The following is a 21029-nucleotide window of genomic DNA, read 5'->3' on the forward strand; positions in this document are numbered from 1 at the left end:
AGTTCCTGAATTTTGCCTTGGAGCCAACCGAAATTCTTGGGGCGCATGAATCTGTGTTACACTTAAATGGCTTAACGGTCTGATGACACAGAAAGAGCTGCATAATTAATGAAAATGAAAGGTGTGATGTCCATGGTACATAACCGACAAGCTCGAAAACCAGTCTATTTTTTCTGCAAAATCAAAAACAACAAATCCGTACAAAGGAGATGTCACATTGAACTTGAACATTATTGAAGGTAAATTTGATCATAGGTCGGAAACCGAGCGACTGGTGATTCGACCATTACAAAACGAAGATTATGAGAACTGGCTGCATGAATTCGAAAGCCGCTTTCCCTCTCGGCATCGACATGATCCTGGAAAAATCGATATGAGTGACTGCACACCTGAATGGTTCGAGCAGCTAGTGGAGAGACATCAGGAACTTGCCCGCACCGATGCCGTATATATATTCGGTGTATTCAGAAAAGAAGATGGTACACATCTGGGCATGATTGATATTGCCACGTTGGCTAGAGAACCGTTTCAATGGGCCAGCTTTGGCTACACCATCCACAATCAGCATTGGAGACAAGGATACGGTCAAGAGGCGGTATGCGAAGTTCTCCGTATGGCAGCAGCAGACTTGAAGTTTCACCGATTGGAAGCCCATATTAATGTGGATAACACTCCCTCTATTAAACTGGCTGAACGTGCAGGTCTGGAATTCGAATGTTTGCGAAAAGGTTTCATCTTTGAAAACGAAGAATGGACGGATCATCTCGTGTATTACAAAAACCTGCCTCACGTAATTTAGGCGCTCAGTCTAATCCGTTTAAAAGGATCAGTAACATCACTGAAAAAAGCAGCGGCCTGAATGGCAGCTGCTTTTTTACCTCTTTTTCCAAACTTCCATTTTACGATCAGACCCTAGAATCAGAACAGCGAAATACATACTACTTCCTGTTCTATAGATAAGGTCATTCTAGATGTATTAATGTGACTTTATTGAAATACAACCCTCGGGGAATTTGTAATAACACATGGATAAATGTACTAAATCCATTGTTAACTTTTACCTAAGACTGTTATACACGCTGAACGACCATTTCTCCTAATATTTGCTCGATCCGGTAGGTATCTTTTGGTAATTGTGAATGTACATAGGATTCCACATCGCCCGTATCAATGTCGTACAGCACCTCGATCTCTTTCGAGAAAAGAAGGTTCCCTTCTTGGAATGTGTGAGACAGGGCCGCGATCTTTTTGGGTTTGGGCGTCTCACCCAAAATCTGCTGCAGTGCTTGAACGTACGTTTCCAGAGCACGAGCCCCTACCACCTTAATTCCCTGCTGCTCTTTATTCACGATAATAATAGAGGGGAATCCTCGAACGCCAAGACGGGCAGTCATCTCAAAATCTTCTTCCAACAAATCCTGTGCAGCTTGCTGTGAGGATGCGTCCACGATTTCTTTACCATTCAGTCCGAGTTGGTTGACAAGTTCAATCAGCACTTCATCTTCTCCAATATTTTGATTCAATGCAAAGACGGCTTCTCGTGCTCGTCTCAGGAATGCCTGTTCCTTCCCAGGATGCATACGCTGAATCACCTTGAATACCCGAGAAGGCGGATAGGAAGATTGAATCGGCTGATCATACCATAAGGACCCGTCAATCGGCATGCGTGAGTGCTCGCCTACTTCCCTCCAATGGCCGGCAACATCGGAAGGTTTCTGAATACCGTTTGCACCATCAGAGAATCCCTCCCAGCTTGCCAGCAATCCTCCCATTTTAATCTCTACGTTAAAGTAATGACCATACTCTTCAATAAAGCGATGCAGGACAGGCTCAAGTGCCCAGCAGTGCGAACAGATCGGGTCGGTTGCATAGTACAGCGTAACTTTTTTCTCTTCCTGCTTTAGATCAATAACCTGCATCTCTTCTTCATCACTTATGCCGCATACACCCGTTTCCAGGTCACACATCATAGATTCGTTACTCATCGTTATCCCGCCTTTTTGATCTTATCGAATAGATTAGCTTTGTGTTAGTATGATTATAATATCTATAATCTTAAGAACAAGTACGATTCTTTTTCTGACTTAGTATCAAAAAGTATACTATTGGAGGTTTTCGTATGAAATACGATTTTAATTTTGATCAGCTGTGTCCCGCGACGTATGCTTTTCAGGTGATTGGCGGGAAGTGGAATCTGCCGATTCTGGCCATTCTCAGTGAAGATGACAGCATTCGGTACAATGAGTTAAAAAGAAGACTGCCCGGAATTACGCCAACGATGTTAACGAACTGTTTGAAAGACCTGATTCAATACGGAATCGTTCATCGCGAGCAGTATAACGAAATACCGCCAAGAGTCGAATATTCGCTTACTCCATCCGGCAAAGAGCTGGTGCCTTTGATCGAATCCATGGTGTTATGGGGGGAGAAAAATATACAGCGAAGTTCAGAATCACTTTAGCACGGATAAATGTTTAGTGCTCTCATACACTGTTATCGGAAGTCCGGATCTCCATCTCTGTACCAGATCCGGATTGGCAATGAATGGCCGGCCAAAGGCTGCCAGATCAATTACACCGTCATTGATTGCCTCCTCTGCCCTCTCCAGATCGAGATTCCCTACGCCGATAATCGTGTGCTCCCATTGTGAGCGAACCGCCTGATGAAAGTTGAGTCCATCCGACCAAACTTCAGCATAGCTTTCGGTTGAGGGGTGCAGTATCGTGATACCTGTTTCACGGAAAAGCTCCAGATAGGCGCGGATTGTCTCTGCCTTGGAAGTCCATGCATATGACGGATCGTCATCTTTTTTCTCGGAAAAGCGGATGATGATGCGATCTGTGCTGATTTCTTTTTTCACCGCGATAATGACCTCTTTCAAAAAGCGAAGTCTCCCCTGAAGGTTGCCCCCATACTCGTCATTTCGTATGTTCGTCCACTCATTTATAAATTGGTCCATCAGATAACCGTGGGCCGCGTGGAGCTCTATTCCGTCAAATCCCGCCAAAACTGCGCTGCGAGCAGCTAATTGGAAATGATAAACGACATCTTTGATCTCTTCAGTGGTCATCGTTTCAGGCATTTCGTAAGATTTGTGAAGTTTATGCACTTTTCCCTGTGCCTGGATGGATGAAGGAGCCTGCGGCCTCCTGCCGATCAGGTCCGAATGCGACAATCTGCCCACATGCCATAACTGTGCGATAATCGTGCCGCCGTGCCTGTGCACAGCCTCCGTTACCTTTTTCCATGAAGCAGTCTGTGCCTCTGTATATAATCCAGGTACCCCAAACGTTCCTTTACCCGAGAGCATGGGGGTAATGCCCTCGGTAATGATCAAACCGACGCCATCCTTGGCTCGTTGTTCGTAATATGCACTAATTTCTTCCGTTACCGTTCCGTCTTCGTCCCGTGCAAAGCCCCTTGTCAGCGGAGCCATGACGATGCGGTTGCGAAGGTTCCACTGCCCCAGTGCTACAGGTTTGAAAATGTTAAAAAATGAATTTGACATGTCTTTTCCTTCTCTCTTTTTGAAATTAAGGATATTGTAGAACGGATAAGACATATCGTAAAATGATTAGAATATATAGGAGTATCACTGTGAGTGATACCTCAGTTTGAAGGAAAATTGAAGATGGGATACTTCAATCTAGTCGGGGTTACTCTCTTATTGTCTAAATTTTATATTCAGGAGGCCATCATGGAATTATCCGATATTGACATCATGCTCGCCGTTGGACGCACAGGCAAAATCTCACAAGCAGCCAAAGAGCTGAACTATGCCCAGTCCAATGTCACGACACGTATCAAAAAACTGGAAGAAGAATATCAGGTCCAGCTGTTTGACCGCTCTGCCAAAGGTGTACAGCCTACAGAAAAAGGAAAGCAGTTCCTTGATTATGCTGCACGCCTTCGCAACCTGCTGTATGATCTGGAGCAGGAAATGACGGACCCGGAAGAACCATCAGGGACGTTAAGGATCGGAATTGTCGAAACGGCAGCATCACGGCGTTTTATCGAGATATTAAATGAGTACCAGATGACGTATCCAAACGTGTCGATCTCGCTGGTGAATGCTACCTCCCCCAAGGTGCTGCGGCATAAAATTCAGTCTTCTGAACTTGATGGTGCTTTTATTAGCGGGGCATGTGTCAAAGAAGGATTGAAGGTCGAATACGAGATGCAGGATACGGTACACATCATCTCCAAACGAACGGAGACCCCGCTTGAAACATTTTGTCAACTTTCATGGGTTGTGTTTCCGCAGGGATGTCCGTATCGTGAGATTACGGAGAAGTTTCTGGCGGAAGAAGGCCTATCGGCCAAAAACCTGATTGAAGTCAGTACTATGGAAAATCTGCTCGGCTGCGTAGAATCCGGGATTGCGGTTACGATCATGCCCTGCAGCGTTGTCCACAATCAACCTGAGGCATATACAGTGCATGATCTGTCTGATGTACTTACGCCAACCGCCACCACTTTTGTGCGGGGTGAGAACCGATATGCCAGCAGCGCCCTGCGTCAGTTCATAAAGCTGCTAAACGAGAAGTGTATGACCTTCTGAACGTTCTTACGAAAAGTGAGCTCGGCGTTTGGTGAATGTCTTTTACTTATAATTGTTTCGCCATTTGTGCACATTTTTTTAAAGCCCATATGTAATGATCTGCCGTGTTAGCCGCAAAGTAACTATACAGATTGCTTGTTTTGACCCATTTATAATGCTTTTTAGCCATGATCTCTTCTTGGGTATGCTGCTGTATGAGTGACATGACTCGTTCGTGGCTCAGTTCCAGTTTACGAATGGCTCCTCTTGGGAAAATAGTCTTATACCTCTTCCTTTTGGATATTCCAAAAAGAGAGCTGCCGTCTGGCTGCTCTCTCCGAATGCTGCATCTTGTTTCTCTGCTGCTCATTTTTGCATATCCACGATCTCAATCTACTCATTAGAGAAGCTCTTCTTACGCCCTCCAGTTATGCTTATTTGCTTAAGCTGTTCCATAATTGCTGAAATACCCTCTGATCTACTTTGAAAAATACGGGAGCATAGCCGTAACGTACCATGCTTTCCTCTCCGAACAGGACAAGTTGAACCCTGGTTTTATCCTCAAGAGTCAAATAGAGTATTTTGCGGTTATCATCCCCATAGAGACGTTCCTGCAGTTCAGGACTGGCCGCTGCGGGAGCTGCTAAAAATAACTGCTCGATAAAGCTGCTCAGTGAGCCGTCGACTGAAAGTTTCTGCAGCTGACCGAGCCCGTTATTCCAGCTATCAAAGCTCTCCCACTGCGCCGCAATCACCTGATCCTTAATGTTAAGCTTGCCAATGAGAGCGGAAAGGCCGCTGACCGATATACCATTTGTTTTATCAAAAAATTGAGCGTATCCTTGACCGTCTACTTCGATATAGGACATAATCCGAAAATCCGAATTGTATCCTTTCACGGTATAGATATCTGCCTTACCAATAGTCGAGGCCAACTCCTTGTAGTCATCCTGACTGCTCAGCTCATGGATGCCACCAGAGGTTTTGCCCAGTCTCTTGCCTCGCAGCGCCAAGGCATCTGCACCTTCCACCGTAGTCGCAGATTCGGTATAGACGTTTCCATGATAAACGACCAATCCAATCATGTCTGCCTTAACATTCTGGTTATCTCCACTGGGCAGCTCAATCTTCGGAATCTCTACAGGAACTATGTTTGAATTCTCGGTCTTGATCGCAGTGTATCCTCTGGTAACCTGATCCTTGTCCATTAATGCAGCATTTGACGCTATCTCTTTTGCAGGCGAAATCGTTCCACCCCACTGCTGCCAAACGGTTGGTACGGCAAGCCCGATGCTTGCTGCTGCGACAACGCCTGCTGCTATGTACAGTGACTTACGAGCACGCTTTGTTGTGGGGTGCTGGGCTTTCACATTCTGTTCGATTCTTTTTTTCATCTGATGATCTGTTTTCAACTGATCCACCGCTTTCTTATATCGCTGTTTGAATTCCTGCTCATTCATGGCTGTTCCTCCCCTTCAAGCTCCAGTTTTAACAGTTGTCTCCCCCGCTGTAACCTCATCTTTACTGCCGATTCACTAATCTCTAAAATCTTGCTGATGTCCCGGACTGCATAATCTTCGTAATAATAGAGATGAACAACCGATCTATATTTCACGGGTAGAGACAGCACCAGTTCGATCAAAGCCTGATCCTCAGGATCATTCGTGATCACTAGTTCTGAAGCTTCCAGTTTGACTTCCCGCTTACGCCAGCCTCTACGGAGTAAGGATTTGCAATGATTAGTCGTTACTCGAATTAACCATGCTTTTTGATGTTCAGCATCATGAAATGCTGGCGCCTTTTCCATGAATTTAATGAACGTATCCTGAGTGGCTTCTTCCGCGTCTTCCCGTCTGCCGAGGTGCACCATTGCAATCCGGAACAGCGTATCCGCATATGTCTCATAGATACTCATGACCTGATTGCTCTTCTGGGATATGGACTGCTGCATAGGATGTTTTTGCCCCCCTTTATACTCTGAACACTCTTACGGACGACATTTGGTCACATTTTGTTTTCAACTTTTTTCGGCCGGATCGAAAAGAACACAAAAAAAGGCTATCTCTCTGACAATGCACCGCGTAGGGTACATACCATTGAAACAGCCTTCCTTTTTCTATATAGATGATGTTAAGCGAAATTCACTTATAAATTGAACCCATACAGCTGTCAACTTAGGGCGTGTCTTGAAACCCGCTGAAGTGCATCTTTTATGCCCTTTTTGCCCCCTGCTGCGTCACTTTCCCTTGACGTGCGCCAGCACGCCTGCGATAAACTTTCTGGCATGGAACAGAAATTCGGCAAAATTTTGGCTTCCTTCAGCGTTTTCAGACACCCCCTAGTGAATTTCCAAATAATCCAGATATGCATCCCATGTGCCGTCGTCAGCGGTTACAATCAATTCAATCACCTGATTTCCGGTTCCATGACTGATGTTATTCAGCGTATAAACGGCGGGGCTGCTGCCTCCATAATAAAACGTGCCTTTGGTCTGCCCGCCAATCCTCAGATCTACCCGCGCCATATTGGCATTGTTGGATGCCCCCCTGAGCGAGAATGAATGCGTTCCGGTTGAGAAGTTATGTGTAGTCCGCACGGCATCGTTATTAGCATACAGGACAACTCCGTTGAACGGAGAGCTGATGTTACCGGTATACTGACCGCTTTTGGTCATATTCTCCGTTTCGATTCTCACCGCAGCTGCAGGAGGATTGTTGGTGCCGCCATCCGGTGCAACAGCTCGTCCGGTAGATGACGAGATCATGCCCGCACAGAGGCCGCGGCTTTTCAGGTTTTGAGCAATCTGAGGAATGGCCTGAAGTGTCGTTTGGTACTGATCATGCATCAAAATGACGTCACCGCTTGCCATGCGATTTACTGCCGCCACAATCTGGGAGGCATTCGCACCGTTCCAATCCTGTGAATCGACGTTCCATAATACTTCTCTCAAACCGTTCTGGCTGATCACCGATTTCAATGTTCCGTTCGTAGCACCATACGGCGGTCTGAAAAGCGATGGCGAAGAGCCTGTAATGGAACGAATCGTCTGCTGGGTACGTGTAATCTCGGATGCCATCTGTGTTGTATTCAGCTTGGTCATATCCGGGTGGGTATAGGAATGGTTGCCAATCCACATCCCCGCCGACACCTGCGCACGAACAAGTGCCTGATTGTTTTGCGAGTTTTGTCCGGTATTAAACATGGTGGCACGCAGGCCTGACTGCTTTAAGGCATTAAGAATATTGTTTGTATTGTTCGAAGGACCATCATCAAAGGTCAGAGCCACATATCCGTTGGGACAGCCGGCATCAGCCGCACCGACGGAAGGCATCGGTGGAATGAAAAATAAAGAGCTCATAAGTGCAGCAGACATGGCGGCTTTGATTAATTTGGATTTAAACATGAATACACCTCCAGAGATTGGTTGACATAATATTTATTTTGTGTAAGTAAAATATGCTCAGTGGTTATCCTGTCCTATTCCTCCTTTCTTCACCTCGACACAGGCTAAATATAAAGCGCTTACAAAAGTAAATAAAAAAAATTTCTCTCTCGCTGTAATCTATTCTTTCGGGTTGAATCTAGTATAAACGATGATTATATTGAAGTAAATTCAAATTATTACAATATATCCTATTTAACTTCGAGAAGCACACTTTCCAGCTTGATTTTAAAGAAAAGAAACTCCTTCAAGCAAGGACTTTGTCTTTGTAGATGACTTGGCCCTGCATGAAGGAGAAGGTATTGCTGTACAACGTTATTATGCTGCGCATTTATTTATAATTGTGCTCATTTCATGTATACAAGCACAGCCGTCAAGCATCTATTTGTTAAACGTCACTTTTTCCTTGCTGCCGTCCATAATAACAGATGTATCGCGCGGTTTTGTTTCCGCAATTTTACGCCCATTTCTGAACGAATACAGTACCGCTGCCTGCTTGCGAACCGCTTCGTATTCGTTCTCTGCTTCCATAACGATGAAGTTGGCTGGTTTGCCTTCTTCAACACCGTAACGGTCCTCAATGTGCAGCGTTTTGGCACTATTTTTCGTAATCAGGTCAATGGAATTCACAATCTGGTCGTACCCGAGCAGCTGGGAAGCGTGAATGCCCATGTGAAGCACCTGCATCATATTTCCTGTACCGAGCGGATACCATGGATCGAAAATATCATCATGTCCAAAGCAGACGTTCAGGCCCGCTTCCTGCAGCTCCTTCACCCGAGTCAGTCCTCTTCTCTTCGGATACGTGTCAAAGCGTCCCTGCAGATGAATGTTCACCAGCGGATTGGATACAAAGTTCAGATTGGCCATCTTCAACAGACGGAACAGCTTGTACGTATATGCATCGTTGTATGAACCCATTGCAGTGGTGTGACTTGCTGTGGTACGTGAGCCCAGACCGCGTTCATACGCTTCCTTCGCAACCACTTCGATGAAGCGGGACTGCTCATCATCAATTTCATCACAGTGAATATCGATAAGACGGTCATATTTTTCAGCCAGGTCAAAGGCCACTTTCATCGAATCCACCCCGTACTCACGGGTAAACTCAAAATGCGGGATACCGCCTACAACGTCTACGCCCATTTTGAGTGATTCTTCCAGCAGCTCCGCACCATTTGGATAAGAATGAATGCCTTCCTGAGGAAAAGCAACCAGTTGAATGTCAATGTAAGGAGCCAGTTCCTCCTTCACTTCAAGCATCGCTTTAACGGCGATCAGACTTGGATCTGTCACGTCCACATGGGTTCTCACATGCTGAATACCCTGCGCCATCTGCCATTTCAAAGCCGTTTTGGAGCGTGTTTTAACATCTTCGTGGGTCAAGAATGCTTTACGCTCCGACCAGCGCTGGATGCCTTCAAACAATGTACCGCTCAGATTCCATTCTGGCTCCCCTGCTGTCAGGGTTGTATCCAGATGAATATGTGGTTCAATGAACGGCGGAAGCACGAGTGCTCCGTTTACATCCAGCGTCTCTTCGTTTGCACCAACATCTGATTGTTGATCCTGCGTAACCTGTTCGAATTTCCCGTCTCTGATGATAATATTCCACAAGCCCTCTTTACCCCGCAATTTTGCGTTCTGTATAATCATGTGTTTTCCCCTTTTCTTTGGATGATGTCATGGACACGATGGCCATGATGACGATATACGCCACGGCTGTACCAATCAGCGCATTAAGCGGTGTTACTCCGGGAGCAAGCTGTGCGAATGCAACGCCGATCGCCCATGCGGCCATCGCTGCCCAGTTTACTCTTTTAAAATTCATGTCGGCGAATGGTGCATACGATCTGCGTTTTACAATGAAATAATCCGCAATAATGATGGCCCCGATTGAAGGAATGGCTGCACCCAGTACGTTCAGAAAACCAACAAAGTTGTTGTACATCCACATGGCAAACACGGTTCCGACAATCCCGTTAACGATAACAAAGAATTTTTTCGATATTTTGGTAATGTTCGCAAAACCGAGACCGGAAGCGTACAGTGCATTGTCATTGGTTGTCCAGATGTTAAGTCCCAGTACGATAATGGCCGGGATCAGCAGCCCTTGCAGGAACATCACTTCTGATATGTCAGCCAGGTTGTACGCCATTGCACCGACAGCGCCGAACAGGAACATGAGCGAGTTACCGAGAAAAAACGCAATCACCGTCGCCGTTACCGCCTGCCGGGATGTGCGGGAGAATCTTGCAAAGTCTGGTGTCAGTGTACCGCCACTTATGAACGAACCGATACAAATCGTCAGAGCTGCAGCCGCGGTAAGCGTCTGTGTTGGCGTGTAATCCAACAATCCTTGCAGCCCCCCAGTGAGCCCGCTCCCTCAAACATGGAATATCCTCCGAGAATCGCTATGGCAGGTACCGCAATATAACCAAGAATGACAAGAGACTTCATACCGAAGATCGCTGACGCTGTCATCGCAAGTCCAAACACCAGGATCAACAGGTATACATTCCAGTCCATCGCCTTGGCAACCGGAATGGCAAACATCGCTACGCCGACACCGAACCATCCAACCTGTGTAAAGCCCAGCAGGAATGAAGGCAGATAAGAACCTTTTTCACCAAACGAATATTTCGCCAGCAGATGGGTGGACAATCCTGTCTTGGCAGCGATATGTGCCAGTGCCCCCGTATATATGCCCAGCACCAGATTTCCTGCCAGCACGATGGCCATGAACTCCATGAAGGTCAAGCTGACACCAAGTGTTCCCCCTGCCAGCATACTGGCCGAGAAAAAAGTGAATCCAAGCATGACGGATAATGTTTTCCAGAAATGATTGCGCTGCGCCTTCGGCACCTCTTGCCATGAAAATTCTTGATCTTGTTTGCTCATCAGAAACCCTCCAGATAAAAGTGTTCTGATACCATAAAAAAAGCAGAAAAAGAGGCTACTCATCACGCTTTTACGCTGACAAGTAGCCTCTTTATGCATCATAACCCGCGCGAAGACGCAGAACATCCCTATGCAGGAAATGTCCTTTCTCGCGTGATTACAAAATCCGCTGCCCTTGCCAGCCTCTCTGGACTGAATTAAAGGTACCAGTATTCAATTACAATCTATTATTTTGGAAAAACGTTAAACTGTCAATGTCATTATTATCCAAAGGTCATTAATATTTTATAAACAAAAAACGGTGAATATCGCACAATCCCCTACCGGGCCTGAGATTCGAAAGCACATTTAAAACAGTGTCATCGTCTGAATTTCATCCAAAAAGATATTGGTATCAGGCAGGAACTGTATGTTTATTTGTAGAATATTGTCACAAGTGCTGTTCGTTGGATGGATGAACGTTCTCATCAGAAACTTAGAATTAAACTGAGGTGTAAAATGAAAAAAATCGTAAGTGTACTCTTGTTCAGTTTGTTATTTCTGCTTGCCCTGCCGGTTACAGGACATGCTGCATCTGCTCCGCAAACCAAAATTATATTGGACGGACAGGAGCTTATGCTTCCTTCCGATGTCGAAGTTGTCAACATCAACAAAAACGTGATGATCCCGATCCGTGTCGTTGCCGAGAATCTAAAATTCAAGGTGCAGTGGAATCAGAAAACGCAAAACGTAAGTATTGAGCAAAACGCGAAGGTGCTCTCCTTAAATGTTGGCAAAACAGAAGCCAGCGTTCAAAACGAGAAAGTGCAGCTGAACACGGCCCCGAGGCTGATCAAGAATACGGTCGTTGTGCCCCTTCGTTTTGTTAGTGAAGAGATGGGGTTGTCTGTAAGCTGGAATAACAAGGACAAAGTCGTGGGCCTGACAAGCGCCGCCGTTCCTTCAGATGAACCTTCTCCTGTTCCTGCCCCTGCTGTTCCAGGGCAAGGCAGCAGCACGGAATGGAGCAAAGTCAGTGATATCAGCTTCGCCAATCAGCAGCTTGTTGTATCCGTCGATACCGAGGTTACACCGCAGATCACAAGGCTGAATAATCCGGATCGGATTGTAGTGGATTTGCCGAATACTGCTTTTGGTGAAATGGGGCCAGCTCTGCAGCAGGGCAAGATGGGTAAGCTGGATGTCAGCGGTATTCCTAATGTAACCGAAATACGATACTCTCTTTTTAAAAATGATCCAGCTCAAGTCAGGGTTGTTATCGAGCTCAACAATCTGAGCGATGTACAGGCTAATACTCAATATGTCAGCGGCAAGCTGATCGTGGATCTGGCTCTTACCGGGATCATTGGCATTCCGGTGAGTCCTTCAGGAAGTGATAGCGGCAAAAGTGTCGTTGTTATTGATGCGGGACACGGAGGAAAAGACCCGGGTACAATCGGAATCTCGAATACACAGGAAAAGAATTTCACGCTGCCGCTCGCACTGAAGGTCCAGGCCCTTCTGCTGCAGGAGCCTGATATCGAAGTGGTAATGACACGCGAAACGGATGTTTATCCCACACGTCCGGAGCGAGTGCAGCTGGCAAACACATTGAACGCGGATGTATTTGTATCGATCCATGGAAACAGTGTGAAAGCTTCGCCTCAATCATCAGGTACTGAAACGTATTATTACAAGCGCAGCAGCAGTAAACAGCTTGCCGATATTGTGCATAAACATCTGATTGAAGCATTAGGCTTCAAAGATCGAAAGGTCAAAAACGGTAATCTGGAAGTGCTCCGCAACACAACGATGCCTGCTGTACTGCTCGAAATCGGGTTTCTCAGTAATCCTGACGAAGAACAAGCCATGTTCTCCGAGAGTGTCCAAAATAAAGCGGCTCAGGCCATCGTGGATGGCATCAAGGAGTTCTTGAATCAATCCTAATGAACAGCCGAACAAAACCTGAAAATGACTCTAAACCAGAAATGATTCTAAGGATAAGAAGGTGCTTGGATGAGAAAAAAGTCAACGTACACACAGCTGATCTGCCTTATGGCAGTGATGTTTATGCTCGCTGGCTGCGGCGATAAACCAGCAGTGGACCCTGGGAATGCGGAGCCTCCACCGAATCAGTCTCCTACCAATAGCTCTTCTCCTGCTGCGCCAAATGTGGAAGAAAAAGAGACACAAGAGATTGAAGTAAGTTATGTAGACCCCGAAGTAACGCAGATCAAGACAAAAAAAGTTGAAATTACATTTACGGACAGTAAAGAAAAATATACGCAAGCGTTTGATACACTGCAGCGCTCGGATGACCCAAATTATATTTCTTTATGGAGTAACATTGGACTCGAATCACTTGAGGAACAGGACGGAAAACTTACGTTAAACATTCATATTCCCGACGAAGCCAGACTTGGTTCCGGCGGCGAACTCCTTTTCCTTGATGTGCTCAAACAAACCATGTTCCAGTTTGAAGAAATCCAGAGCATTCAGCTGCTGGTGGACGGCAAAGAAACCGATAGCCTGATGGGGCATGTCGAGCTCGAAAACCCGATCCTTCGCAGCACAGAGTAAGCTGCAGATCCTAGTTATGCCAGTGTGCAGCAGCTATTTTTGACGTTAAATGGACAAACTTCATTTCCATTTTACCTCATAAAAACAACAGAAAAACCTTGCTGATCATCGAGACGGCAAGGTTTTTCTGCGTATGTCATGTGAAAAATGGATTTCATACATCGCATGCCTTTATTGGGCGGATCGCCCCGAATCAACGGGAAGTTTGCCTTGGGGTTCTCGTTGACCAAGCAGTACCTTAATGGCAGCGAGTGTGTTGGGTTCCTGTTTACCATACGCCGCAAGGGCGGAATGTACGTTTTGCAAATGAAGCATTTCGTAGGGATTGCCAAGAGACAGCAGCGTATAGCGCATCTGGCGCTGATTTAACTCGTTGACCAGCAGCTGCAGCTCGCTCCAGCGGAACTGACTTCCCACGCTGCGGAATTGATATGAAGCTATAAGCACATAATCTGCCTTGTTCAGCGTTTGGAAGATGCTTTTCATATCATCAGAATTCAAGACAGAGGTTACCGTTTGTAAGGGGAGGCTGCCCGCTGTCTGCTTAAGCTGTCGCTGCAGCTGTGCTGCCTGCTCAGCATCGGAAGCGACAATCACCACCCGATCGCCCGAACGAATAGTCTCAGATTTCATCCCTTCTGTCCCGGTCAGAACGGTGACAGCACGCTCTGCTATCATACGCTCCACCTGAAGATGAGGCTCAGCACCAACGATGCCTTTCAGAACACGCAGCTTCTGGGTGAGGGTCGGAGCGGGTTCAAACAGATTGTATTTGGACTTGACTGTCAAAATACGTTTTACCGCCTCATGCACTCGTTCTTTGGACAGCTTTCCGTTATTCACCGCCTGAATTAACGCCTGATGTGCCGAAGATGCATCTTGCGGCATGAGAATCACATCTACCCCCGCGGCAGCAGCGCGCACGACAGCTTCAGTTTCACCAAAATGCTCAGCAATACCTTTCATCGTGAACGCATCGGAAATAATGATACCTTGATAGTGCAGTTCTTCCCGAAGCAGACCGGTCAATACCTTCCGAGACAACGTAGCTGGAAGCGGCACGCGGGTACCGTCCTTGCGAGAGATAACCTGTTCATTATCAATCGCTGGGAACGCAATATGCGCCGTCATGATCATATCAGCACCCTGTTCGATCGCTGCTTTGAACGGTTTCAATTCTATCGCATCAAGCCGCTCACGTGCATGTGCAAGCACAGGCAGACCGAGATGAGAGTCAACGGCTGTATCTCCATGTCCCGGAAAATGCTTGACTCCCGCAACAACACCTGATTGGCGCAGTCCCTCCATCATGGCAAGACCGAGCCGCGTCACCAGATCCGCATTCGAACCGAATGACCGCATTCCGATAATTGGGTTGTCCGGATTACTGTTGATATCAAGGACCGGCGCGAAATTGACCTGAATACCAAGCGCTTTAAGCTCTTCTCCTGTCAGTTGACCGGCGGCTTCCGCCAGCGACGGATCGTTCGCAGCGCCCAGCGCCATCTGTCCAGGGAGATTGGTACCGCCAGGAATGCGCCGAATCACCCCTCCTTCCTGATCCATGCCGAGAAAGAGCGGGATATCTCCTGCCTGGCTTTGAATATGATGCGTGAAAGTGGTAAGCTGCGCATCCACAATATTTTTTTCGAAAAGGATAAGTCCCCCGACATTCTGATCCTGAATGCTGCGCTGCAGTCCCTCGTTAATCGTTGTAGTCGCCTTGCCGTTCCACTGCCTGATATCAGGCATCAGCATCTGCCCGACCTGCTCGCTAACGGTCATATAGGAGATCAGTTTGTCCCAATCTTTGGCTTCGATTGCAGCTTCACGTTCGAAACGAATGACCCGAGCCATAAATACGGCATATTCTGCCCGCGTCACTTTTTGATCCGGTCGATACGTCCCGTCTGCATACCCCCCGACTAACCCGTTTGAACTCATCATCTGGATTGGGGATGCGGCCCAGTGTTTCGCTGTATCCGTCCACTTGGCCGACTGCGGTCCTTGTTTTAGCGGATATGCACGTGTCAAAAACGCTGCCGTTTCAGCACGGCTGATCGGTGCATCCGGTCGGAATGAACCATCCGGAAATCCGCCAGCCAGCCCCTGCTGCTCAGCAATGGCGATCTCGCGGGAAAAAGGATGGGCTGCCGGCACATCTGTATAATTCAAGTGATCCACCGGTTTCTCAAGCTGATCAGGATAAAGCTCGCGTACCATAAAGGTAATGGCCTGTCCTCGGGTCACCGGGGTTCGGGGCTGAAATCGGCCATGACCGTAACCCGCCACCGTCCCCCTTTTTGCCATATAGTGAATGCCATCTTCGGCCCACTTCGAGTACTGAAGATCGACAAATTCAGTTTCTGCGTGTGCACTCCCCAGTCCGATCATCATCATACCGAAGACTGCAGCTGCAGTTATTTTATATTTAAAGCGCAAACCATTTCACTCCTGTTCCGTTTCTTGATGATAGATTAGACGCGGCTCCACGTACTTTTGTTGCTCACTCCGGTCCAATCCGTCATGGGGCAGCGCCTCATCTCTGTGGTCGCAGAACATAAAATGATATGTTATATTCATTAAAACTGTATTAATAGTTTATTTCAGGATTTTTTAGGAGGTTTTAACGTTGATCTCAAGTGTAGGTTTACCGGGAATGCTATTTGCGATCGTGCTTCTGATTCTTGTCATTATGCTGATTCGGCGAATATTACGACGCTGACTAATAAACTTATCATCCATTAGAACTGCTGTCATTTCGTAAAAGTACATCAGGATTTCACTTTGAAAATATGAATACTTACCCCTTCCGCTGCGGGGCAGCCCTCACCAATCAGCGCCTCTGTGTTCAGATAAGACAAAGCTTTACTGTTTGTGATGATTCGAGGAGATGTGCGAAACAGTCTGTTCCCCTTCGTCTCCCCGATGTATCCGTTATTTTCGATGTATATTTCGCAGGGCTGCCCCGTATAATCCTGTCCCTGCAGCATATAACGAGCCGACAGGCTGTGACGTCCTCCATCTTTTCCAATGACTTGAGTATCCACTCCTCCTTGACGCACAATGCCTTCGAAACAAGTTCCCGTAACATGTCCCCCGAACATAATCATGACTACCGTTTCGCCATCCGTATTCTTAAGCTCAATAGAACGTTCAATCTTCACATGTACAGTGAATAATTCCTCCAACTCTAACTCAACCATAATTCCCTCATCCTCTCCATCCATTAATTTCGGAATGATTAGATCAATCATCAACCATTCCGTTCTACTTCGATAAATATATACGTACTCCTGCATGATGGCCCAATCCAGAGGGGCGGGATAAATACAGCACAAAAAAGCTGCCTTAACAGCAGCTTAAGCTTGAACAGCAGAAATATTTTTATTTCGAATATAATCCGTAAGAAAGAAAAGTGAAGGCTCGAGTACACCTGACTTGTCCGAACCAGCGCTGCATCACCAGACTTGATCAATTTCAGGATGAAAGAAGGCATAACCGCGCTTTCCGTTTTTCTTGATGCGGTACATCGCCATATCTGCAAGCTTGAGAAGTTCAGTCGGATCTTGGCCATCCTTAGGAAAAAGACTGATGCCAATGCTTGCTGACAAGTGGATCTCGATCGCGTTCACATGAATCGGTATTGCAAATGCTGCCGTCAGGTTCTGAGCAACAATCTCCGCGTCATTATCCTGCTTAAGCTGGTTCAGAATAATGCTGAACTCATCTCCGCCTAGTCTTGCCACGCAGTCCGTACTGCGGATGTTTCCCTTCAATCGCCGGGCGACTTCCATTAACACCTGATCTCCTATTTCGTGACCGTAAGTATCATTAATCTGCTTGAATCCATCAGTATCGATATACAGTACGGCAAAACGCGTCTCACTTCTGACCGCATTGCTAATAGCCCATGCAAGACGGTCCTTGTAAGCAAGCCGATTAGGAAGACCTGTCAAGGAATCATGGAGAGATAGATGTTTGCTGATCTTCTCCGATACTTTGATCTTCGTATATTCTGTCTCCAGTTCTTTAATCAGATTTTTAAGCTTGTACACCCGAGTACTCGTATTGGTTGTATCGCTAATCTGCAGCAGTGCATAACTGTGATCGTTCTCATAAAGCGGTTCAACATGCAGATTCTGTCTGTAAAAGCTCTCATCTCCTCCATCCTTCGGAAGGATAAAGTTTTTATGTAAAGCGCTGGAGCAGAATCTGCTCTGCCCGTGGTACAGCGCATTTTGTAATATATTCAGATACATATTGGCCTTGAATCTGGGGCAGATCTGCAGCAGATTTTTTCCCAACACATCTTCGGCAGACATACCTGTAAAACGTTCAAGCCAGCCATTCCACACGAGAATTTTCAATTGTCTATCGATAATTATAATCCCCATCTTTGTTTTGTTCAGTGCCTGTACAACGAGATTATCCATGGTTACCCTCCAGCAGAGCATCTATTTTATTCAGCAGACTGGAGATGGAATCCATGCTCAATGCAATAACGATAATTCCTTTTACATCTGTATCCGCCAGTAAAAAGGAGGTGTGCAGCACCAATATGTATACTTCGTTTTGAAGCAGAATTTGCGGATCAGACCGCGTAACATGAATCAGTTCAATATCCGGGAGGACATATTCCAGTTTCATTTCAAGGAAGTTTCCAAATTCACCGATAATGGCATTAAGCAGCACATTGCTGACTTCCTGCAGCACATCGAGATCGGTATCCATCAGGTGGCAATTATTCGCATTGAGGTTCTCCGTAAGCTCTCCAAGACACATGTTCGCCAGCACTTTTGCCTGTTCTGCAGGAAACATGAGGAACGCTTTGCCTTGAAACTGATGTCCGAACTGCAGCGATGACCTGAAGAGATGACCTTCCGCGAATAAAATATTATATCTGCGATCCTCCGGGTCAACTTCAGCAATAGAGATGAGATCAACTTCAGGGATACTGAGTACAATATGCTTGTCTACAATCTCCGATAACATGTTTGCTGCTTGTCCAACATATACGTTCACCAGTTCGGTCAGCAGATCTTTCTGCAGCTCATTCAGCATAATGTGCCACCTGAATCATCTGCAGCAGTGTATTCGCTTTTTCTGCTGTTAGCGGCTTATTTAGAAATCCTGTGATACCCAGCTCTTCCACTTCTTCACGGGTAGCTTTCTGAATATCCGCTGACAATATAATAATGCGGACGTTCTGATCTTTTTCCCGAATCAAGCGAAGCATATCCTGGCCGTTAAGTCCAGGCATCAAAAGATCCGTCGTGATCAAATCAGGCTTGAAATCCTGATAAAGTCGGTATCCCTCTTCACCGTTGGTGGCTGTTCGAATTTCGCAATTCGGAATATGATCGCCAATCAACTTGCTCATCATTTTCTGCACAAACATTGAATCTTCCACAATTAATACTTTCATGATTCTACTCAGTCTCCTCGATAAATATTTAAGGGCGCAGGATATCAGGCGCTGTAGACAGTTCTTGAGAAGGAGCTTCGCGCACAGGTGGAACCCCTTAAAAGTGACTGACGAATAAAACAGGCAAAACCATATAAATTATAGTAACTAAAAAATTAGATTGTCAACAATACTTAAAAATAAAATAGAACGTATTCCTTTGTCAATGGAAGGGGAATCCCAGCTTATGCGTGTGGTATCGAATCAACTTCGATCCGCAAAAAAAGACAAAGCAGATCAGGAGATGCCATGTTGGCACTTCAATGATGATCCTGCTTTGTCTTTATGATTTCGTTTATGTTTAAACTGAACCATACAGCGGGCCATATGCAGCACAAGCGCGGTAGTCTGCGGCCTCCAGATCTTTCGTTCCAAATGCAGACCAGGCGCTGGGCCGGAAAATGCGGCTTGAATCCACATTATGCATGTTAACCGGAATGCGAAGCATACTGGCAAGTGTAATCAAGTCTGCACCAATGTGACCATAACTGACGGCACAATGATTGGACCCCCAAGCTGCCATTACATTATACACATCACCAAAAACAGGATCATCTTCCACCAGATTTGGCACAAACCATGTTGTAGGCCAGGTTGGGGTTGTTCGCAAATCCAACTGCTGATGCACCTCTTCCGGCAAATCCACCGTATAACCTTCGGCCAGTTGAACCACGGGTCCCAGACCTGCGACGAGATTGATACGTGCCATCGTCACCGGCATCTGCCCGCGCGTTGTATAGTCTGTAGAATATCCGCCTCCGGCAAACTGATCCATGTAGGTTGGGCGCCATCTGACAGCATTTAGGCAGGCCTGCACTTCCTGCGTTTCAATCTCCCAATGCGGCTTCATTACAGGCTGGCCGTCACGCTGCTGCTCCCCTGTTCCGTCCAGTGCTGCCGGACCTGAATTAATCAGATGGATGAAACCATTCGCTGTTAACCCGTCTGGCTTCCATCCCGTGGCTCGCTCTACAGCTTCCGGGCTCCAGTAAGCACGTACATCGGCAAAAATCTGAGCGGTATACGACAGATAATGGTTAAACAGCATGGTGATCGCGTTGAGATTATCATTCTCGGTGGCGATCATATACGGCTCTCGAATACCGTTCCAATCGAAGGAACTGCACAGGATGGCTTCGAGCACATCAGCGCTTGGCTGGTGATCTGTCCATTCCCGCTGCCCCTGAAATCCGGATGCAATGGCGTTATAACCGTACGCTTCTTCCTCATAACCCATCTCCGCCAGTCTGGGATTGCCAATCATCAGATCTCGTACAATCAACGTCATACGGATCGAGGTTTCCCAGTTTTTCATTTTGTTCTCCGGGCTGATCCGGACCGATTCCGGATTGGGGTCGGGCCCTTCTACGCAGTGGCGTGCGGCCCAAGCCATGGCGGTTACGAATTCCTGCTGGTCATAGATGTGTTTGTCGAGTCTGCGGCTGACTTCTGTCATATCAACATAAGCATTTTTCATGCCGAGATAACGCTGGTAGAAATATTCATCGACAATGCAGCCAGCTATGCCCATCGAGACAGGGCCAATGGACAGATAAGACCTGCCGCGAAGCAGAGCTGCCGCCATTCCCGCACGAGCGAAACGGATTAACTGATCACGTACGTCCTCGGGAAGCTTGCGTTCGTCCTGATCCTGAATGTGTTTCCCGTAAATTTTGAAGATGGGTAACCCCTTTTGGTTGTGTGCTGCATGCAGCGCAGCCAGATAGACAGCACCAGGACGTTCAGTGCCATTAAATCCCCAGACAGCATGCGGCAGTGTGGGGTCTGTCTCCATCGTCTCCAGCGGATAACACCAGCCATTCGACACGGTGACCACGACACCTACGCCTTCCTTGCGAAATTGTTCACCACATCGGGCAGCCTCTGTCACTCCGGAGATGCAGGGTTCAAAGATAATGACCTGCACGGGCGAGCCGTCCGGATTTCGAAGAACTTCCGTGATCTCAGCCGCTGCTTCACGAGCGAGTTCCATAGTACTGTCAGCCAGCGCCGCCTTTACAAGTTTGCGGCGATCCACGATCGGACGAATACCGATCTTGGGAAAGCCGCTGTCATAACGATGTGTATCCTGATTCATCGGTATCTCTCCTTCACTGATT

At 46.8% G+C, this 21029-nt stretch carries 18 protein-coding genes and 1 pseudogene; 5 read left to right on the top strand and 14 right to left on the bottom strand.

All coding sequences use genetic code 11. The annotated features are described in order from the left end of the window. Positions 1-223: 223 nt before the first annotated feature. Positions 224-799, top strand: a complete 576-nt coding sequence (locus ABXS70_RS11810; RefSeq protein ID WP_342556333.1) for a GNAT family protein — start codon at positions 224-226, stop codon at positions 797-799. A gap of 271 nt (positions 800-1070) precedes the next feature. Here the strand turns inward: ABXS70_RS11810 and ABXS70_RS11815 are convergent, their stop codons facing one another. Then, positions 1071-1985: a DsbA family protein gene (locus tag ABXS70_RS11815; protein WP_342556058.1), complete on the bottom strand. Its 915-nt coding sequence runs from the start codon at positions 1983-1985 to the stop codon at positions 1071-1073. Positions 1986-2119: 134 nt separating this feature from the next. Here ABXS70_RS11815 and ABXS70_RS11820 point away from each other — a divergent pair, with 134 nt between their 5' ends. Next, complete coding sequence (locus ABXS70_RS11820) at positions 2120-2461, top strand: helix-turn-helix domain-containing protein (RefSeq protein ID WP_342556057.1); 342 nt, start codon at positions 2120-2122, stop codon at positions 2459-2461. Here ABXS70_RS11820 and ABXS70_RS11825 read toward each other — a convergent pair. Beyond that, positions 2453-3508, bottom strand: coding sequence for an alkene reductase (locus ABXS70_RS11825; RefSeq protein WP_366295966.1), 1056 nt, complete (start codon positions 3506-3508; stop codon positions 2453-2455). The genes ABXS70_RS11820 and ABXS70_RS11825 overlap by 9 nt on opposite strands. A gap of 189 nt (positions 3509-3697) precedes the next feature. Here ABXS70_RS11825 and ABXS70_RS11830 point away from each other — a divergent pair, with 189 nt between their 5' ends. Continuing rightward, positions 3698-4561, top strand: coding sequence for a LysR family transcriptional regulator (locus tag ABXS70_RS11830; protein ID WP_366295968.1), 864 nt, complete (start codon positions 3698-3700; stop codon positions 4559-4561). A gap of 46 nt (positions 4562-4607) precedes the next feature. Here ABXS70_RS11830 and ABXS70_RS11835 read toward each other — a convergent pair whose 3' ends face one another. The 6 genes and pseudogenes from ABXS70_RS11835 to codB all read right to left on the bottom strand — a co-directional run bounded on the left by ABXS70_RS11835 (position 4608) and on the right by codB (position 10883). Beyond that, the gene (locus ABXS70_RS11835) at positions 4608-4910 is read right to left on the bottom strand and encodes a ClbS/DfsB family four-helix bundle protein (protein ID WP_366295970.1); all 303 of its coding nucleotides are present in this window, start codon (positions 4908-4910) and stop codon (positions 4608-4610) included. A 64-nt stretch (positions 4911-4974) separates the two neighbouring features. Further along, complete coding sequence (locus tag ABXS70_RS11840) at positions 4975-6000, bottom strand: hypothetical protein (protein WP_366295972.1); 1026 nt, start codon at positions 5998-6000, stop codon at positions 4975-4977. After that, positions 5997-6491: a sigma-70 family RNA polymerase sigma factor gene (locus ABXS70_RS11845; protein ID WP_366295974.1), complete on the bottom strand. Its 495-nt coding sequence runs from the start codon at positions 6489-6491 to the stop codon at positions 5997-5999. Before ABXS70_RS11845 ends, ABXS70_RS11840 begins: the two co-directional genes overlap by 4 nt. 387 nt (positions 6492-6878) lie before the next feature. Then, a complete protein-coding gene (locus ABXS70_RS11850) occupies positions 6879-7943 on the bottom strand; it encodes a polysaccharide deacetylase family protein (protein ID WP_366295976.1) in 1065 nt (354 codons plus the stop codon). A gap of 420 nt (positions 7944-8363) precedes the next feature. Next, positions 8364-9638, bottom strand: a complete 1275-nt coding sequence (locus ABXS70_RS11855) for a cytosine deaminase (RefSeq protein WP_366295978.1) — start codon at positions 9636-9638, stop codon at positions 8364-8366. Next, positions 9607-10883 (bottom strand): annotated as a pseudogene (gene codB, locus ABXS70_RS11860) (cytosine permease). The gene ABXS70_RS11855 and the pseudogene codB overlap by 32 nt, the downstream one beginning before the upstream one ends. 498 nt (positions 10884-11381) lie before the next feature. Here codB and ABXS70_RS11865 point away from each other — a divergent pair. Further along, positions 11382-12809, top strand: coding sequence for an N-acetylmuramoyl-L-alanine amidase family protein (locus ABXS70_RS11865; protein ID WP_366295980.1), 1428 nt, complete (start codon positions 11382-11384; stop codon positions 12807-12809). Positions 12810-12878: 69 nt separating this feature from the next. Continuing rightward, positions 12879-13442: a GerMN domain-containing protein gene (locus ABXS70_RS11870; protein WP_366295982.1), complete on the top strand. Its 564-nt coding sequence runs from the start codon at positions 12879-12881 to the stop codon at positions 13440-13442. Positions 13443-13613: 171 nt separating this feature from the next. Here the strand turns inward: ABXS70_RS11870 and ABXS70_RS11875 are convergent, their stop codons facing one another. The 6 genes from ABXS70_RS11875 to ABXS70_RS11900 form a co-directional block, all read right to left on the bottom strand. Further along, a complete protein-coding gene (locus ABXS70_RS11875; RefSeq protein WP_366295984.1) occupies positions 13614-15884 on the bottom strand; it encodes a glycoside hydrolase family 3 N-terminal domain-containing protein in 2271 nt (756 codons plus the stop codon). A gap of 332 nt (positions 15885-16216) precedes the next feature. Then, entirely contained in the window at positions 16217-16744 is a 528-nt protein-coding gene (locus ABXS70_RS11880; RefSeq protein WP_366295986.1) for a DUF3237 family protein, read from the bottom strand. A gap of 159 nt (positions 16745-16903) precedes the next feature. Further along, the gene (locus tag ABXS70_RS11885; RefSeq protein WP_366295987.1) at positions 16904-17878 is read right to left on the bottom strand and encodes a sensor domain-containing diguanylate cyclase; all 975 of its coding nucleotides are present in this window, start codon (positions 17876-17878) and stop codon (positions 16904-16906) included. After that, positions 17871-18506: a chemotaxis protein CheC gene (locus ABXS70_RS11890; protein WP_366295989.1), complete on the bottom strand. Its 636-nt coding sequence runs from the start codon at positions 18504-18506 to the stop codon at positions 17871-17873. Before ABXS70_RS11890 ends, ABXS70_RS11885 begins: the two co-directional genes overlap by 8 nt. After that, positions 18496-18870, bottom strand: coding sequence for a response regulator (locus ABXS70_RS11895; protein WP_366295991.1), 375 nt, complete (start codon positions 18868-18870; stop codon positions 18496-18498). Before ABXS70_RS11895 ends, ABXS70_RS11890 begins: the two co-directional genes overlap by 11 nt. A 340-nt stretch (positions 18871-19210) precedes the next feature. Further along, the gene (locus tag ABXS70_RS11900; RefSeq protein WP_366295993.1) at positions 19211-21007 is read right to left on the bottom strand and encodes an L-fucose isomerase; all 1797 of its coding nucleotides are present in this window, start codon (positions 21005-21007) and stop codon (positions 19211-19213) included. Positions 21008-21029 lie beyond the last annotated feature (22 nt).

Source organism: Paenibacillus sp. AN1007 (genome assembly GCF_040702995.1).
Lineage (GTDB): Bacteria > Bacillota > Bacilli > Paenibacillales > Paenibacillaceae > Paenibacillus.

Excerpts from the sequence above, each read along its gene's own strand:
- ABXS70_RS11815 (WP_342556058.1), bottom strand. The coding sequence starts at position 1,985 with ATGAGTAACGAATCTATGATGTGTGACCTGGAAACGGGTGTATGCGGC.
- ABXS70_RS11820 (WP_342556057.1), top strand. The coding sequence starts at position 2,120 with ATGAAATACGATTTTAATTTTGATCAGCTGTGTCCCGCGACGTATGCT.
- ABXS70_RS11825 (WP_366295966.1), bottom strand. The coding sequence starts at position 3,508 with ATGTCAAATTCATTTTTTAACATTTTCAAACCTGTAGCACTGGGGCAG.
- ABXS70_RS11830 (WP_366295968.1), top strand. The coding sequence starts at position 3,698 with ATGGAATTATCCGATATTGACATCATGCTCGCCGTTGGACGCACAGGC.
- ABXS70_RS11835 (WP_366295970.1), bottom strand. The coding sequence starts at position 4,910 with ATGAGCAGCAGAGAAACAAGATGCAGCATTCGGAGAGAGCAGCCAGAC.
- ABXS70_RS11840 (WP_366295972.1), bottom strand. The coding sequence starts at position 6,000 with ATGAATGAGCAGGAATTCAAACAGCGATATAAGAAAGCGGTGGATCAG.
- ABXS70_RS11845 (WP_366295974.1), bottom strand. The coding sequence starts at position 6,491 with ATGCAGCAGTCCATATCCCAGAAGAGCAATCAGGTCATGAGTATCTAT.
- ABXS70_RS11850 (WP_366295976.1), bottom strand. The coding sequence starts at position 7,943 with ATGTTTAAATCCAAATTAATCAAAGCCGCCATGTCTGCTGCACTTATG.
- ABXS70_RS11855 (WP_366295978.1), bottom strand. The coding sequence starts at position 9,638 with ATGATTATACAGAACGCAAAATTGCGGGGTAAAGAGGGCTTGTGGAAT.
- ABXS70_RS11865 (WP_366295980.1), top strand. The coding sequence starts at position 11,382 with ATGAAAAAAATCGTAAGTGTACTCTTGTTCAGTTTGTTATTTCTGCTT.
- ABXS70_RS11870 (WP_366295982.1), top strand. The coding sequence starts at position 12,879 with ATGAGAAAAAAGTCAACGTACACACAGCTGATCTGCCTTATGGCAGTG.
- ABXS70_RS11880 (WP_366295986.1), bottom strand. The coding sequence starts at position 16,744 with ATGCAGGAGTACGTATATATTTATCGAAGTAGAACGGAATGGTTGATG.
- ABXS70_RS11885 (WP_366295987.1), bottom strand. The coding sequence starts at position 17,878 with ATGGATAATCTCGTTGTACAGGCACTGAACAAAACAAAGATGGGGATT.
- ABXS70_RS11890 (WP_366295989.1), bottom strand. The coding sequence starts at position 18,506 with ATGCTGAATGAGCTGCAGAAAGATCTGCTGACCGAACTGGTGAACGTA.
- ABXS70_RS11895 (WP_366295991.1), bottom strand. The coding sequence starts at position 18,870 with ATGAAAGTATTAATTGTGGAAGATTCAATGTTTGTGCAGAAAATGATG.
- ABXS70_RS11900 (WP_366295993.1), bottom strand. The coding sequence starts at position 21,007 with ATGAATCAGGATACACATCGTTATGACAGCGGCTTTCCCAAGATCGGT.